Source organism: Sutcliffiella horikoshii, from assembly GCF_002157855.1.
Taxonomy (GTDB): domain Bacteria; phylum Bacillota; class Bacilli; order Bacillales; family Bacillaceae_I; genus Sutcliffiella_A; species Sutcliffiella_A horikoshii_C.
On sequence record NZ_CP020880.1, the window covers coordinates 814821 to 831206 of the forward strand.

Genomic DNA, 16386 nt, shown 5'->3' on the forward strand with positions numbered 1-16386 from the left:
AAGGTGTATTACTTAATGAGAGTAGTTATCAATAAATTATATTAATTATTATCTAGTTATTATTATAGATTATTAACATGAAGATATCCAGTATTTTTTCTTTTCCAAGACTATACAGTATGTAACCTGTGATTCTTCTGTGTATAATGTAGCTTGGAGAGAAGGTGAATGGCCGTGAAGGCTGAAAAATTTTTCACAAGCAAGCTTGGGATCATTGCAGCGGCTATGTTTGCAACATTTTTATGGGGCAGTGCATTTCCTGCAATTAAACTAAGTTATACAGCTTTAAATATAGGAGCGAATGAATATGACAAGCAGCTTTTATTTGCTGGTTATCGATTCTTCCTCGCTGGTGTCATGATCTTTTTATTTTTTACCCTATTCAAGCAATCGCTAAAACTGAGAAGAGCGACAATCGTTCCATTGGCACAGTTAGGACTTGTTCAGACTTTCTTGCAATATTTATTGTTTTACTTTGGATTAAGTTATTCAACTGGCATGCAAGGAGCGGTTATTGCAGGTACAGCTTCGTTTTTTCAAATCCTGTTTGCTCATTTTTTATATGCCGACGATTCATTGTCTGTACGAAAATGGCTTGGAATTGCCCTCGGCTTCGGGGGAGTGTTGATTGTTAATTTGCCAAAAGCAGGAGCGGACTTTCAGTTTGGTATTGGAGAGTTATTGTTGTTGCTTGCTATGATGGCCTCAGCTTATGGAAACATCATGGCAAAGGAACGTGCGGCATCCATGGATGTATCCTATTTGACGGCTTATCAAATGTTGTTCGGGTCAATAGGATTAATTATCGTTGGTGGAGCGAGTGCAGGGTTTCTTCCATTTGACTTTAATAGTTATACGCTGTTACTTGTGGTGTATCTTGCATTTTTATCGGCAGCAGGCTTTATATTGTGGAACAATGTCATGAAATATAACAAGGTTGGGAAAGTATCGATGTACCTGTTCCTAGTACCGGTATTTGGTGTGTTACTATCTGGTTTGTTTTTAAATGAGGTTATGCACTATACGATTTTGATTGGGTTAATGCTTGTGGTTGTAGGCATTATTGTTGTGAATGGACAAAAGTCAGCCGATAAAGCACCAAAAGAAAAACTGCAATCTTCCGCTTGATATGGGAGGATTGCAGTTTTTTCATTTGTTTAAAGGCTCTGATGAATCATCATTTGCTCGTAAACATTATTGTATAAATGCTCGATGTCGGCGTCCGTCATAAAAGCTAACGACTCACGATCCGCCTTCTTCATCACTTCAATAAAATTAATCATGTTTTTACGTTCCTGTCTGCTCATGTTTCATTCTCCTCCTTTGTATTAGTACAGTGTATATTCGATTGATATTATTATATAACAGAATATTTAGAAATGGAACAACTTTTTGAGAATTTTTTTAAAAAAGGGTCAGACCCCTTTATGTCGCGGTAATGAGGTGGTGTGACAAAGGGAAAGGTTGGTGTAATGTATGTATTCCAGATGTTAGCGGTATGGTAGGATTAGATATTATATTGAGTTATTTTGAGTCAGGAGGATAATTTATGGTGAATGTTATAACAGAGATTATAATTAACTGTCCGAAAATGCAGGTAGCGGACTATGCAGCAAATCCAGATCATGCGCCGATTTGGTATGATAATATCGATTCGTCCGATTGGAGAACCCCCAAGCCTTTGCAGTTAGGTTCGCAAATTGCGTTTAAAGCAAAATTTCTTGGCAAGGAGCTCGCATACATATATGAAATTGTTGAATTCGTACCAGGTGAAAAATTAACGATGAAAACTGCCCAAGGCCCATTCCCAATGGAAACAACTTATACATGGACAGCTATTAATACCAACACAACTAAGATGACACTACAAAATAAGGGAGAACCAAAAGGTTTTTCCAAACTATTCTCACCTGTCATGGCAACCATGATGAAAAAGGCAAACGAGAAAGATTTGAAGAAAATAAAGGGTATATTGGAGAAGGAATAGATTCCGGAAGGATAAAGGAGACTAATAATGTTTTTCAAAAAGACATGTTATTTTTGTAAGAAAAAAATAAGAACCTATTTCATTTATAAGGAAAAGAATCAAAAGATTTATTGCTGTTCCCTTTGCAAAACTTATGCAGATATAAGAGCTTTTGTACCATATTGATCAGTGTAAAAAATAGTTCACTTACATGTTGGTTTCTCCATTACCAACCAAAGTTTCTAGCTTATGTTTTGGGATTAATGATCGGCTAAAAACATCGGTTATCCTAATTAATAGGAAAATCGATGTTTTTTATTGAGACCATTTATTGATACTATTTTTACAAAATAAGAAACTACCCTTACTCGAGCGTCGTCTATAATGGGAAGGGAGGAGGAATATGGAAATTATGGCGGAAAATAAAGTATTTTATTCAAAAGAAAGTTTACTTGAAGGACTAATAGATGATTATGGAACAGAATTGAAACGCATAGCATTTCTCTATGTAAAGGACGAGTCGCTTGCTGAGGATATTATTCAGGAAGTTTTTATCAGCTGTTATCATCATCTTGATTCTTTTAGAAAAGAGAGCTCTTATAAAACTTGGTTAATCAGAATTACAGTTAATAAGTCGAAGGATGCATTGAAATTGTGGAGCTTTCGAAATTTTGTTTCTAAAGCGGAGGTAGAGCCCCGGTTTTTTGAGGTAAATACACCTGAATCTGATACGCTATGCATGGAACGAATTCCAAAAGTGTACTGAATGAAAGTTAGTTTAATAAGAATAACAGGGTCAATACTTGGACGACCTACTTCCGAATAGACATCCTTCACCACATCATAAATAAAAGAAAAGTCAATGGTAGCTTCCCTCTTGCGGACTAAGTGATTTAGTGGAACAAGCTGGTCTAAGGCAACCATTTCTAACTGATCTCGTTGGATTGGGTTGTTTTTCGAAAGCATCGTCATCACCTCATGTATAATATGTATTTATTTTAAAACAGGATAAGCTTTCATTCTACGATAAAATGTAGAACCCCAGTTGATTGTAGTGGAAGGCGCGTAGACTCCTGCGGGAGGAAGGGACAGGGAAGACCCCGCAGGCATAGCCGAGGAGGCTTCCGGACCGCCCGCGGAAAGCGAAGCGCCTGGAACGGAAATCAACCGCTTTACGAAAACAAAAAAACTGTAGACAGACTCGATTTCCATCGAGTTTGTCTACAGTCTGAAACGTATTTCGTATAGATATGCTTTTTTCTTATCCTGGTCTACCCTTTCACTGCAACCAATCCGCGCTCTCCAAAAGAATAGGTTAACAAAAATATCACAAACAGCAAAAAGCTGATGATGTGGAAAAAGCTGATGTCTGAAAAGTATTGAATGAAAAGTCCTCCAAAGAATGGCCCGCCCAGACTTCCAATACTAAAGGCGATTCCGCACATTAGGTTTCCAGTCGGGAGCAGGTTTTTTGGCATCAGGTCTGTCATGTAGCTGATACCGAGCGAGAAGGTAGATCCCACAAGCATTCCTGCAATGAAGATGCATACAGCCAATGCAATAAATGTACCTTCTAGGAAACTTGCTGTTACAAAACTTAAGCAACCCAGGGAAAGAATGACTAATAAGATATTCCGACGACCAAATTTGTCACTCAATATCCCAAGTGGCAGCTGAAAAACGATTCCACCAATAGCAAAGGATGCCAGTAATACCGAAACACTTCCGACCTCAATACCGGTTCGCAAAGCATAGATGGGAAAACTACCGTTCAGTGAAGCTTCCAGAAACCCATAACCTAAAGGTGGAAGGAATGCAATCCAGCCGTACTTCCAAGCTTTACGAAAACGTTTGATGGTCTCGAAGAACGAATTCACTCCAAGTTCTTGTTCTGGATGTTCATTTTTCAGGAAAAATAAGAACAACCAACCTATCAAACAAAGAATGGAAGATACGATAAAAGGTAGGGCCTGATTAATTTCGACTAGTGGCGTCATTAATGGTCCAGTTGCAAAGCCTATTCCAAAAAACACGCCATATAGTGATATATTTCGTCCGCGCACATTTTCAGCAGAGAAGGATGTAATCCAAGTTTGTGTTGCAAAGTGCAAGGCGTGGTCCCCGATTCCGATCAGCAACCTCAGTACAAACCAGAACCAAAAGCTTTGCCATAATGGAAAAAGGGCAAGTGATACAACCACCAGAAAACCACCAACCAATATAACAGGACGGTAGCCGTATTTACGTAATGGCTGTTCCATAAAAGGTGATGCAAGTAAGATTCCTATATATAAGGCAGTAGCGTTCAATCCATTTAAAGTGGAGGAGACACCACTATTTTCAAAAATGACAGCAATTAATGGTAGCAGCATTCCTTGGCTGAAGCCGGAAACTGCGACAATGGATACAAGGATCCAAAAACGGAAACGATTCATAAGATGCAACCTCGAAAGTTAAGTATTTTTACCATCCCTAATTCTACATAACTTATGACCATTTTGGAATGGATAATACGTAGCAAACAAAAAACTGGCAGGATTATTTGCCGATTTGCTATTCTATAGAAAGAAGGAGATGACAGCCAAATGGAATTCAAGATGAAAGAAGTCGGATTTACAACGAATCTCGAATATGGAGAATTACATGTTGCAGGGGATGAGCAGTATGGTTTCCGTCCATATCAATTGATGGTATCGTCCATCGCAGTCTGCAGCGGAGGCGTGCTAAAGAGCATTCTAAAGAAAAAGCGTCTAGAAATTGAAGACATAGCCATAAAAGCGGATGTGACACGTAATGAAAAAGAAGCGAACCGAATCGAGAAGATACATATTCATTACACGATAAAAGGAAAAGACCTGGTAGAAAGCAAAATCGAGTCTGCCATCGAACTTGCCAGCAAGAACTGCCCGATGGTCCAATCAGTCAAAGGCAGCATTGAAATTGAAGAGACATTTGAATTGGTTTGATATATGATGAAGCACTGTCCACTGAGTTGGATAGTGCTTTTTAGTTTGTTCAATTGGGAATTGCCCTTACTAGAATTGGTTTTAGGTAATTGGTCTTTTTCATTAGGGATAGAGCACAGATCATGGAGCTAATTTTGGAGAAAATCAGCAAAAACACTTACTTTAATTCACTTCTAAAAGTGTTCGGTCATTTTGTGCGGTGGTTCGGACATTTTCCTCGCATATTAGGTGTGTTCGGACAATTGAGGGGGTGGGTTCGGTCAACTTTCCCCCACCTTTGGACTACCCCAAAATTTCGTTCGGTCATTTAACATCAATCTTCGGTCAACTTCGCCAAATCTTAGGTCAAATTCACGGAAACTTCGGCCAAAAATCCAAAATCTTCGGACATTTAGACTTCCGAAACAAATCGAGGGAACCCCAAATCCCCAAAACACTTTCCACAAGTATTTTCATAAACTAACTATCATCATAAAAAAGGAAAATTTTATACTATATAGAATACAAACAGATAAAGGGTGCAAAAACAATGATAATTCTAAAATCAGAAAGAGAAATAGAAGCAATGGCAAAGGCTGGAGAACTTTTGGCAGCCTGTCACAGGCGGTTGGCGAAAATGATCAAACCCGGCATCACCACGATGCAAATAGACAAATATGTGGATGCATTTTTAAAAAAGAATGGTGCTAAATCGGAGCAATACGGTTACAAAGGGTACCAGTATGCTACCTGCGCCTCCATTAATGATGAGATTTGCCACGGCTTCCCGAGAGAGACTCCCCTAAAAAGAGGGGATCTTGTCACGATTGACATGGTAGTGAATCTCAATGGTGCGCTCGCTGATTCGGCTTGGACCTATGCCGTTAGTGAGGTGAGTGATACAGCGAGAAAACTAATGAATGTGACAAAGAACTCTTTATATATTGGAATTGAACAGGCTGTTATCGGAAACAGGGTGGGTGATATCGGTCATGCCATTCAGACATATGTAGAGGGAGAAGGGTATTCGGTTGTCCGTGATTTTACCGGGCACGGCATTGGCAAAAACATTCATGAAGAGCCGCAAGTGTTACACTATGGTTCGCCTGGACGTGGTGTCCGTCTAAAAGAAGGAATGGTCATCACCATTGAACCGATGGTAAACGAAGGAACTTGGCACAGTAAAATGGATGATAATCGATGGACAGCGAGGACAGTGGATGGAAAGCTTTCTGCCCAATATGAACATACCATAGCGATCACAAAGAATGGGCCGGTGATATTGACAGAGCAATAGAAAGAGGAGATGTAATTGATAAATAGTTTGAATGATTTAACGGCCTATGAGTGGATAGAAGAAAGTACAGTAAGTGTTGATTTTGAAAATTGGAATGGTGGCAGGGTTTGCAATCTAATCCCTAATGGCTATACCCACTATTGCAAAATCATGAATTCGACCTTTTATCGAGACCGAGGCATCACAGATGAGACGCTTCTCTGGAGTCAGTTTCATCCACTTGAACATGACATAAAGATCGATTTAGGAGAAGGAATTACCTTAAAAGAACTTGCATTAAAATACAGCATCCCTTACGACAAAAAAGTTAGTAGTACGGCGATTGAAAGAAAGCTAGGCGGTTGCCCAAGATACTTGATTTATCCTGATGAGGGTCATATCAATCTTGAAATACTGAAGGAAATGACCAAGGTATTGGCACCCTTCACAAAAGATCAATCATGTTATTTTTATTATAATATCCTAAAACTAATTGACAGGCTCCCGATTGATACAATACAAAACCCTCACCTGTACACAGGCAAACTCAACGATATTTTCACTGTTTACAACAAGGGGGAAATGGACGGATTAGCCTCCCCTACCTATTGGTGGCCCGAAGACCACAGCTGGTGCATGTCCACTGACTATGACCTTGATTTCACGATTTTCGGAGGAAGCAAACAACTATTCGATGCATTAATGTCCAATGATAAACTAGAATGTATAGAAGTGGATTTAGAAACTAGGGTTGATGAATAAAAACATATAGACTTAATTCTACTTAATATGCGATAACCTTGTTGATCGTAGTGGATAGCGCGCAGACTCCTCGAAAATGCTAACGCATTTTCTTCGTGCGATGAATCGCTGCCGTAGCCTTCCTTGTCCTGCGGGAGGAAGGGACATGGGAGACCCCGCAGGGCATAAGCCCGAGGAGGCTCCCGGACCGCCCGCGGAAAGCGAAGCGCCTGGAACGAAGATCAACAGTTACATGTGAATTTCTACGTCAAAAAACCACTCACCCCGAGTGGTTTTTTAGAACCATTTTTGAAATTAAGTTTCAAAATAAAAAATAATTGTTGACACTAAATATCAGAAAATTTATACTTATCTTAATAAAAGTGTTAGGGGATAAACAATGATTATAGGCATTGATGGGGGAGGCACCAAGACTACCGGAATGGCTGTAGATGAGGATGGCAAGGTCCTGGCATTTAAAACAGTAGGTCCCTCTAACCCGAATAGTTCGACAGAAGAAACAGTTCGTTCAGAAATAAATGAGTTGATCTCTATTTTAACAAAAGGGAAAGCGCTTACAGAAGAAGATGTTGTTTTTGCCGGTATTTCTGGTGTTGAAAGTGGCGGGAAAAAAGAATGGTTCATCAAGTTGTTGAGAGAGTTCACGGGACCGCTTGCAAAAATTTTTGTTGATAATGATGCTGTAACAGCACTATATTCTGAAACACAAGGCCAGCCGGGGATCGTATGTATCAGCGGAACAGGTTCTATCGTTTTTGGAATTAATGACAAGCTAAAACGTGACCGTGTAGGTGGCTGGGGGTTCCTGATTGGCGATGGGTATAGTGGATTTGCAATAGGAAAAAAAGCGTTAGAGTGTATTTTTTCCGAATTCGATCGTGGCGAGTTACCTGGAGAAATGGCAACTCTGATTCTCAAAAAATTCGATGTAAATACAATTCCAGAACTGATACCCAATATGTATGAGTTGGGGAAAAGCCGGGACCGTGTTGCCTCCATTGCTAAAATCGTGCTAGAGCTTGCTGATAAAGGTGATGAAAGAGCCATCGAATTCCTGTATGAAGCAGCAGAGTGCATGTTGAAAGATATTACTCTACTCTTTCATAAATTATATGAGGTTGAAGGCGACCACAAGCAAATACCTATTGTGTTAACAGGTGGAATCAATCAGCATGCCAAAGTAATAATAAACTATCTACAAGAAAAAGGGTTGAAAGAGCGTTCGCCGTTTTCTTTCAAGCTGGCAGCCCAACAACCTGTGGCAGGTGCTATCTATGCTAGTCATAGGGAAACGGGAAAAAACATCACGCCTTCTTTTGTAAAAAGGTTGGAAGAAGAGTTAACAACATGGATGAAAACGGATGTTAAAGGATGATAGAAAATGAATGGTGGTCTATTACGCTTACGTGAAGCGTTATCAACAATTAATCCGGCGGAGAGGAATGCCGCTACTTTTATACTTGAAAACCCTGAGCAGGTTTGCACATTATCAGTAAAGGAATTAGCTGATAAAAGCAATTCCAGCCAAGCTGCTATCATAAGACTTTGTAAGAAAATCGGCCTGGACGGATACAAAGAATTAAAGCTGCGCATAGCGGGGGATGTTACAAGCATCTCGTCTAACAGCCAAGAAGCATATCATGAGTTTAAATATAACGCAGATATTCCGACATTTATGAAAACCATTACCGAAAACAATATTAAATCTTTACGAGACACATTGGAATTACTTGATAAAGAGGAAGTATCCAAAGCAGTCGAGTTGTTACATAAAGCACATAGAATAGACTTCTACGGAGTGGCGGCATCACAGCTCATCGCGCAGGATGCACAACAGAAATTCATGCGGATAAACAAACTTTGCACCGCATACAGCGATTCCCATCTACAACTGACTTCTGCTACAACGATGACTAAGGGTGATGTAGCTGTTGGGATATCGTATTCGGGAGAAACAACACAGACGATTGAAGCATTAAGGGAAGCGCAAAAGGCAGGAGCTGCAACAATCGCCATTACGAAGTACGGAAATAATACTCTGAAGGAACTATCCGATATTTCTTTATCCATTTCTTCCATGGAATCTTCCATTCGAAGTGCAGCAACTTCTTCTAGAATCTCGCAATTGAATGTAATAGATATATTATTCACAGCAGTTGCTGCGATTGACTTTGAGCAATCAGTCGAATATTTGAAAAAATCCAGAGAGACAATCAATAAGACATACAGATAATAAGAGTGTCATAAAAAAGGTGATGGTGATGATGGGATTAGAAAATTTACAAGACTTAGTGACAGAGCAGCAAAATTTAAAAACATTAAAAATCGATCGTAAATCTACTGAAGAGATTCTTGAAGTCATCAATGAGGAAGACCAAACAGTTCCAACACATATAAAAAGGGAAATCCCGAGCATTGCTGCGGTAGTGGATCAAGTGGTGAAATCCTTTGAAGTGGGAGGTCGGCTCTTCTATGTTGGTGCAGGAACGTCCGGTAGAATCGGAATCCTGGATGCATCGGAATGTCCTCCGACTTTTGGAACTCCATCAGAAATGGTGAAGGCGATTATTGCAGGCGGAGAGTCGGCCATTTTTAAAGCGGTGGAGGGTGCAGAAGACAGTGAAGAACTGGGAGCCTCTGACATACACAGCAATGGGGTAAGGCTTCATGATGTGGTTATAGGCATCACGGCGAGCGGAAGAGCACCTTATGTAATAGGTGCGCTAAAAGAAGCGAAGAAGCTTGGAGCAAGTACAGTCTCCTTCACCTGCACAAAGGATTCTGCCCTTAATAAAGTAGCAGATTATAAGATTAATATAGAGGTTGGTCCTGAAGTGATCACGGGATCCACAAGAATGAAAGCTGGTACCACACAAAAGCTGGTTCTTAATATGATTACAACCACTTCCATGGTGAAACTAGGAAAAGTTTATAACAACTTGATGGTGGATGTTCAACCGCTGAATAAAAAATTGGTGGACCGAGCAAAAAGGATTATCCAAAATGTGACTGGCTGCACATTTGATGAAGCTAGTGAGCTTTTTGATCAATCAGAAGGTAATCCGAAAATTGCCATTCTCATTTTCACCTGCCAAGTCGACAAAGACAAGGCGGCAGAATTATTGAAAAACGCAAAGGGATTCGTTTATAAGGCTATTAAGGCTTATAATAAATAAAAAATTTCAAGGGGGAATTGGTTTGAAAAGGGGTTTAAGTTTAATAATGGTCATGTTGCTTGTAGCTGCCGTGATTCTTGGTTGCTCCAACAATTCATCGACATCATCCGATGGAAAAGACGTTGTAACAGTTTGGACATATCCTGTTCATGGTGAATATGAAGCAGAACTAGAAGAGTTGATTGCTTCATTCGAAAAAGAAAACGAAGATATTAAAGTAGAATATGAAGTATTAAGTTGGGCTGAGGGTCCACAGAAGTTTGATATTGCTTTGAACTCTGGTAATCCACCGGATGTTTATTTTGGGAAACCACAAGGTAAATATGTGGATTCCGGTTTAATTGTAAATCTTAATGACAAATTAAATGTATCTCAAGATGATTATAATGAAGTTGCTTTAGACTATATGAAAATTGAGGACAATCTATACGGATTGCCAATCTACATGTTCTTACATGTATGGGGTGGAAACAAACAAATGCTAGAAGCCGCTGGCGTTGATTATGAAAAGATCCAACAAGAGGGCTGGACATGGGATGAGTTTGAAGAACTAGCATCTAAAGGTGTTGGCAAGAAAGACTCTGGTGAAGATACTTACGGATTTGTATTCCAAGGTAACAACGAAGAACTTCTTGTTCATTTAGCGATGAACAATGGTCTGCCAAACCGTTATAATGCGGATGGAACAACTTGGAATGACGATAAAATTTTAGACACAATGAAATATATCTCGAACTTAGTTGATTCTGGTATCATGCCAAAAGAAACTGCTGCAGTGGATCCTGCAAAACGTATGGAATTGTTCTATAACCACCAAGCAATGTTCTTTGGGCGCGCTATCCCTTATTTCGACCCGGTAGTAGCTGCTCACAATGAAGAAATCAAAGCAGGTAAAGTCGAAGGGGAAGAAGTAGATTTCGTTCTATTGCCAATCCCTCATAACGAAGGGGAAGAACAAGTATCATTCGGTGGATCTGAAGGATACATGTTATTCACTCAAAAGAATGCGAAAGAAGAACACTTGAATAACAGCGTTAAAGTATTAGAACACCTAACAAGTGCAGAGGCTGGTAAAGCTGCAGCTGCATTAGCATTGCCACAAGTTCATAAAGATGCTGAAGGCAAGTTTGAAATGCCATTGGCTCCTTATAATGAAACAGCAGCGGAAGTTCTGGCTTCTAAAGTGTTACCTCCAGCAAACACAAGTGCTGAAATGGCGGCAAAAGATGATCGCTTCCGTACAGAAGTTGTCATCCCGACATTCCAAGGTCTACTAAGCGGTGAATTGACACCTGAAGAAGCGTTAGAAACGTTTAAGACCAAGGGTGATGAAATCTTTAAGTAAGGTAACAGGAAAAGAGGAGGGGGTAACGCTCTTCCTCTTTTATTTTCAAGGAGGTGTAGACATGTCAGCGAAACCGGCAGCAGCCGCAACTACCAACAAATTTAATTTCTCCCAGTTTATAAAAGATTATGGATGGTGTTATGCCTTCATAGCCGTTCCTATCATTCTCTTTTTAATGTTTACACTTTTTCCAGTAGGTTACGCCTTTATTATGAGTTTTCAAAACTATCATGTATTAGGTTCCACTTGGGTAGGGTTGGAAAACTATCAAACGATGGTGAACGATGATATCTTTTGGAAAGCAATGTGGAATACATTCATTTTCACAGTGGGGACTGTGCCTGTGAATGTTGCCATTACTCTATTTTTGGCAGTCTTAATCTTTCCTCGTGCCAAAAAGGCTCAAACTTTTTTCAAAGCGTCCTTATACCTTCCAACGGTAGCTTCTGGGGTAACGATCGCATTAGTATGGTTCTGGATTTATGATCCTACCACTGCAGGACTTTTTAATATGTTCTTAGGTCTTTTTGGTATCGATAACATCATGTGGCTCGGGCAGAGTAGTACAGCATTATTTTCTATCATGCTAATGTCTTATCTGACAGGACATGGCGCCGGTATTATTCTTTACCTCGCAGCACTTGGTGGAATTCCGAAATCACTTTATGAAGCTGCAGATATCGATCACGCTTCTGAGTGGTCGAAGTTTAGAAATATCACATGGCCGCTATTGAAGCCTACTACTTTATATCTTTTAGTAACAGGTATCATCATGAGTTTCCAAGTGTTCATGAGTATCTATCTTATGACTCAAGGTGGTCCAAACTTTGCGACTACCACCATTGCCTATTTAATTTACACACATGCTTTCGAATATTATAAATTCGGTTTGGCAGCGGCAGAATCATTTGTTCTTGGAGCCGTAATTATTGTGGCTTCCATCATCCAATTTAAAGTCATGTCATCTGATGTTGAATTTTAGGAAAGGAGGAAACATCTATTGGAAACGACAACGGTAAGCAATCAAAATTATGCAGAAATTGCTTTGAAAAAAGAAAAAGCAAGAAATCGCAAAAAGAAGATTTATAGTGTGATCAGTTACAGCATCCTGATCTTATGGGTTATTATCACCATCATCCCTCTATATTGGATGTTAATTTCCTCCTTCCGGGATACCACTGTCAGTGTCTCCTTTAAACCTGAGTGGTTCCCATCCGAAGTGACACTTGCCACATATGTTCGATTTTTGACAGAAACCGATGCACTGCGTTGGTTATTCAATAGTATTTTCGTATCATCTGTTTTAACGTTATCAAATGTTGTTTTCTCTTCTCTAGCAGGATATGCATTTGCCAAACTGCGATTCCCGGGAAGAAATACTATTTTCTGGTTACTGCTTGGTACGATGATGATACCGGCACAGGTAACATTGATTCCGGTTTACATTATGATTGTAAATGTATTCGGGCTAGTAGATACATATTTAGCCATTATGCTCCCCATGTTTACTGTAGTGGGCAATATCTTTTTGATGAAGCAGTATATGTCTACACTTCCTACCACTCTTATTCAAGCTGCGCGTATCGACGGATGCAGTGAGATTGGTATTTTCAGAAAGATTATATTGCCAATATCTAAGCCTGGTGTGGCTGTATTAGCAATCTTCACGTTTGTGTCTACTTGGAATGAATTCTTTTGGCCGTTCCTTGTTACGCAATCCAGTTCCATGAGAACGATACAAGTTGGATTGGCTAGTTTTAAATTCCAAGATGCAACAGATTATGGGGCAATGATGGCAGGCTCCATGCTTGCTGCACTGCCAATGTTCATATTGTTCTTTGCATTACAGCGTTACTTCTTACAAGGAATTACAATAGGTGCAGTGAAAGGATAGGTGGAAGAAATGGCAAGTATCATTATGGAAAACATCACAAAAACCTTCGTGGACGAAAAGCGTGGCGGAACTTTCACTGCTGTAAATGATGCCAGCTTTGAGATAAAAGATAAAGAGTTCCTTGTTTTTGTAGGACCATCCGGATGTGGAAAAACGACTTCCCTCCGCATGATTGCAGGACTTGAAAGACAAACTTCAGGAAACATCTACATTGGAGATAAAGTAGTAAACAATATGCACCCAAAAGATAGAGATATCGCGATGGTGTTCCAGGACTATGCGCTTTATCCGCATATGACCATTGAACAGAACTTGGAATTTGGATTAAAGAATATGAAAACATCTAAAGAAGAAATAAAAAAGAAGGTTCAATATGCTTCCAGAATACTTGGGCTTGATGAGATGTTGGATAGAAAACCAAAAGAATTGAGCGGAGGGCAACGACAACGTGTGGCTGTAGGTAGAGCGATTGTCCGTGACCCGAAAGTGTTCCTTTTTGATGAACCTTTATCCAACTTGGATGCCAAATTGCGTGTGCAAATGCGAATTGAGTTGGCAGAGTTGCATCAGAGATTAGGGGCGACCATCGTTTACGTTACCCATGATCAGGTGGAAGCAATGACACTTGGGGAACGAATTGTTGTGATGAATAAAGGGGAAGTCCAACAGATCGCTTCACCGAGAGAACTGTACCGCAACCCAGCAAACATGTTTGTGGCAGGATTCATCGGCTCACCGCCAATGAACTTTTTCGATGCAGTACTTGAAACGGCATCTACCTTACGAATTGGCGACATTATCTTCACTATTCCAGAAGCACTCGTAAAACAATATTCAGATTATGTTGGCAAAAAGGTTATCTTAGGTTTACGACCGGAAGATATTTACGATGAAGAGTTTGCGTTCACGGTTCCAACCAACAATAAAGCGGCCATAAAAGTAAAGGCGATGGAACATCTAGGTGGGGAAAACCTTGTCTACTTCTCGATTGGTGATCGCTTGATTACCGCGAAAGTACATGGTGAGAGTTTTGTCCGTCCTGGGGAAGCGAAAAATTATGTATTCAACCTAGATAAAATGCATCTGTTTGATATTGAAACAGAGAAAAGAATATTTTAATAGACTTTAACAATAGCAATAAAGAACAGATATTAAAGGAGAGAGTGTAATGGATGGATTAACACAAATTATAAGAGTCACAGGGAGAGAATATTACAAACATATAGTTTCTATGGTCATGATCAGCCTTATAATGGTGACGGTACTTAGTCCATCCTTCTTTCTCATTAAACTGCCTTTTTCTCTTGTATACGTCATGATCGTAATGGGACCTTTACTTGTTGGGGCTGCCTGGGCGGTTCAACAATTACTGCTTGATAGAAGCACATCTGTCATTAAGAGTTTCTTTCAGGGAGTAAAGAAATACTTCCTTCCAAGTATCGGGTACAGCTTGTTTTTGTCCTTTTTCGTCCTTATCATTGCTGCTTCCTGGTGGCATTATCATCAAGTGGGTGGAACGTTTGCCTTTGCATTAGCGTGCTTTCAGACTTATTTTTGCGGCATGGTTTTCTTAAGTCAGATTTATACGGTTCCTTTATTGGTGAAATTTGAGTATTCATTGAAGGATAGTATCTTCACCAGTGTGAAACTTTTGGTGAAAAATCCTTTATATACCATTCTATCGTTCTTCCAAATCTTATCGGTTTTTGCTTTATTGATATTAACTGTTGTGGGCCTTTTCATTATTTTCCCTGCGCTTGCAACACTTTTCAATAATATCGTGACAAGTACCGTTATTGCTACAGAAGAAAACATCGATAGTTGGGAGACGGCAAATATTTAGGAGGAAAACATGGCCAAAGTCTTGTATGGAATTGATTGTTTTGTAGAAGTAGATTCAGGTGCGTGGAGCGGAAAAAGAATTGCGCTTGTAACAAATCAAACAGGAATTACTTCCGATTTCCGCTCTACCATCGATGTGTTGAAGGAGATGGAGGGAGTCTCCCTTCATAAACTTTTTGCATGTGAACATGGTGTAAGAGGAGATGTTCAGGCAGGTGTGCATGTAGAAGATTTTATTGATGAAAAGACAGGGTTACCTGTTTTTAGCTTATATGGTCTATCCAAAAAGGTATCTACAGAGTTGTTAGAAGATGTAGATGCCATTTTTTTTGATATTCAAGATGTTGGAGTAAGATTTTATACATATTTAGCCACAGTAAAGTACATCATGGAGGCTTGTCAGCAGACTGGGACGGCATTTGTAGTAATGGATCGTCCGAATCCCATTGCACCGCTTATGTCAGGGAATACCTCGGAGGCTGAATTTGTTTCTTTTGTCGGTCCTCATTCCTTGCCGGTTTGTCTTGGGTTGACGATAGGGGAATATGCAAGGCTGATACAAAAGGAATTATATCCGGAAGTGGATTTGCATGTGTATGAGGTAAAGAATTGGGGTCGTGACATGTGGGGCGATCAATGGCAGCAACAATGGATTCCGCCATCTCCTAACATTCCACACTTCACCACTACTTTATGTTATCCCATTACATGTTTTATAGAAGGAACGAACCTATCAGAGGGAAGAGGCACTACTAAACCGTTTGAGTGGATTGGTTCTCCTTGGTTTAAGCCAGAAGAGATGATTCAGCATTTCGCTGATAAAAACATAGAAGGTGTGGAGCTTATTCCTGCTTACTTTACACCAAACATGAGTAAGCATGCTGGTGAACTTTGTAAGGGAGTTCAACTTTTGGTTACAGGTCGCGACTCTTTAGAAGTTTCCAAAGCAGCTTATGAGCTATTGCATTCTATCTTTTCTGTGCATGAAGAGGCAGCGTGGCTAGAACCCTTTAAAGAAGGCATGCACCCTTTTATCGACCTACTGTGGGGAACGGAAAAAGTCCGGTGTGGAATCGACGCCCTTTTGCCGTATGAGGTGGTAGCAGAAAGCTGGGACAGAAAATTAGAAGATTGGAACAAACGAATAAATTCCATATTACTTTATAAATGATAGAGGAGG

At 39.9% G+C, this 16386-nt stretch carries 18 protein-coding genes and 1 pseudogene; 16 read left to right on the forward strand and 3 right to left on the reverse strand.

Annotation, left to right across the window (positions count from 1 at the left end):
• Positions 1–168 precede the first annotated feature (168 nt).
• Complete coding sequence (locus B4U37_RS04320) at positions 169–1128, forward strand: DMT family transporter (RefSeq protein ID WP_088017239.1); 960 nt, start codon at positions 169–171, stop codon at positions 1126–1128.
• Positions 1129–1157: 29 nt separating this feature from the next.
• Here B4U37_RS04320 and B4U37_RS04325 read toward each other — a convergent pair whose 3' ends face one another.
• On the reverse strand, positions 1158–1307 hold the full coding sequence (locus B4U37_RS04325) for a BH0509 family protein (protein WP_010191652.1): 150 nt from the start codon (positions 1305–1307) through the stop codon (positions 1158–1160).
• A 242-nt stretch (positions 1308–1549) separates the two neighbouring features.
• Here B4U37_RS04325 and B4U37_RS04330 point away from each other — a divergent pair, with 242 nt between their 5' ends.
• The 3 genes from B4U37_RS04330 (at position 1550) to B4U37_RS04340 (ending at position 2732) form a co-directional block, all read left to right on the forward strand.
• On the forward strand, positions 1550–1987 hold the full coding sequence (locus B4U37_RS04330; protein ID WP_088017240.1) for an SRPBCC family protein: 438 nt from the start codon (positions 1550–1552) through the stop codon (positions 1985–1987).
• 161 nt (positions 1988–2148) lie between these two features.
• On the forward strand, positions 2149–2241 hold the full coding sequence (locus tag B4U37_RS22680) for an AgrD family cyclic lactone autoinducer peptide (protein WP_425444106.1): 93 nt from the start codon (positions 2149–2151) through the stop codon (positions 2239–2241).
• Positions 2242–2378: 137 nt separating this feature from the next.
• Positions 2379–2732 (forward strand): sigma-70 family RNA polymerase sigma factor, encoded by a 354-nt coding sequence (locus B4U37_RS04340; RefSeq protein ID WP_245840084.1) that lies wholly within the window; start codon positions 2379–2381, stop codon positions 2730–2732.
• Here B4U37_RS04340 and B4U37_RS22330 read toward each other — a convergent pair.
• Positions 2705–2932 (reverse strand): annotated as a pseudogene (locus B4U37_RS22330) (transposase); the annotation flags it as partial. The gene B4U37_RS04340 and the pseudogene B4U37_RS22330 overlap by 28 nt on opposite strands.
• Positions 2933–3237: 305 nt before the next feature.
• On the reverse strand, positions 3238–4401 hold the full coding sequence (locus tag B4U37_RS04350) for an MFS transporter (RefSeq protein ID WP_088017242.1): 1164 nt from the start codon (positions 4399–4401) through the stop codon (positions 3238–3240).
• Positions 4402–4551: 150 nt separating this feature from the next.
• On the opposite strand from B4U37_RS04350, the gene B4U37_RS04355 reads away from it, so the two are divergent.
• The 12 genes from B4U37_RS04355 to B4U37_RS04410 all read left to right on the forward strand — a co-directional run bounded on the left by B4U37_RS04355 (position 4552) and on the right by B4U37_RS04410 (position 16377).
• Positions 4552–4932 carry an OsmC family protein gene (locus B4U37_RS04355; RefSeq protein ID WP_088017243.1) on the forward strand — a complete coding sequence of 127 codons (381 nt, stop codon included), beginning with the start codon at positions 4552–4554 and terminating at the stop codon, positions 4930–4932.
• A gap of 529 nt (positions 4933–5461) precedes the next feature.
• Positions 5462–6208 carry a type I methionyl aminopeptidase gene (gene map / locus B4U37_RS04360; RefSeq protein ID WP_088017244.1) on the forward strand — a complete coding sequence of 249 codons (747 nt, stop codon included), beginning with the start codon at positions 5462–5464 and terminating at the stop codon, positions 6206–6208.
• 27 nt (positions 6209–6235) lie between these two features.
• Positions 6236–6949 carry a hypothetical protein gene (locus B4U37_RS04365; protein ID WP_157663711.1) on the forward strand — a complete coding sequence of 238 codons (714 nt, stop codon included), beginning with the start codon at positions 6236–6238 and terminating at the stop codon, positions 6947–6949.
• A gap of 379 nt (positions 6950–7328) precedes the next feature.
• The gene (locus tag B4U37_RS04370; protein ID WP_088017246.1) at positions 7329–8324 is read left to right on the forward strand and encodes an N-acetylglucosamine kinase; all 996 of its coding nucleotides are present in this window, start codon (positions 7329–7331) and stop codon (positions 8322–8324) included.
• 6 nt (positions 8325–8330) lie between these two features.
• On the forward strand, positions 8331–9182 hold the full coding sequence (locus tag B4U37_RS04375) for a MurR/RpiR family transcriptional regulator (protein WP_088017247.1): 852 nt from the start codon (positions 8331–8333) through the stop codon (positions 9180–9182).
• A gap of 31 nt (positions 9183–9213) precedes the next feature.
• Entirely contained in the window at positions 9214–10125 is a 912-nt protein-coding gene (gene murQ, locus B4U37_RS04380; RefSeq protein WP_088017248.1) for an N-acetylmuramic acid 6-phosphate etherase, read from the forward strand.
• A gap of 22 nt (positions 10126–10147) precedes the next feature.
• The gene (locus B4U37_RS04385) at positions 10148–11470 is read left to right on the forward strand and encodes an ABC transporter substrate-binding protein (protein WP_245840056.1); all 1323 of its coding nucleotides are present in this window, start codon (positions 10148–10150) and stop codon (positions 11468–11470) included.
• A gap of 61 nt (positions 11471–11531) precedes the next feature.
• On the forward strand, positions 11532–12452 hold the full coding sequence (locus B4U37_RS04390; RefSeq protein ID WP_088017249.1) for a carbohydrate ABC transporter permease: 921 nt from the start codon (positions 11532–11534) through the stop codon (positions 12450–12452).
• Between the two features lie 108 nt (positions 12453–12560).
• Positions 12561–13364: a carbohydrate ABC transporter permease gene (locus B4U37_RS04395; RefSeq protein ID WP_088020144.1), complete on the forward strand. Its 804-nt coding sequence runs from the start codon at positions 12561–12563 to the stop codon at positions 13362–13364.
• A 9-nt stretch (positions 13365–13373) separates the two neighbouring features.
• Positions 13374–14483 (forward strand): ABC transporter ATP-binding protein, encoded by a 1110-nt coding sequence (locus B4U37_RS04400; RefSeq protein WP_088017250.1) that lies wholly within the window; start codon positions 13374–13376, stop codon positions 14481–14483.
• A gap of 49 nt (positions 14484–14532) precedes the next feature.
• The gene (locus B4U37_RS04405) at positions 14533–15207 is read left to right on the forward strand and encodes a hypothetical protein (protein WP_088017251.1); all 675 of its coding nucleotides are present in this window, start codon (positions 14533–14535) and stop codon (positions 15205–15207) included.
• A 9-nt stretch (positions 15208–15216) separates the two neighbouring features.
• Positions 15217–16377 (forward strand): exo-beta-N-acetylmuramidase NamZ family protein, encoded by a 1161-nt coding sequence (locus B4U37_RS04410; protein ID WP_088017252.1) that lies wholly within the window; start codon positions 15217–15219, stop codon positions 16375–16377.
• The last annotated feature ends 9 nt before the right edge of the window (positions 16378–16386 follow it).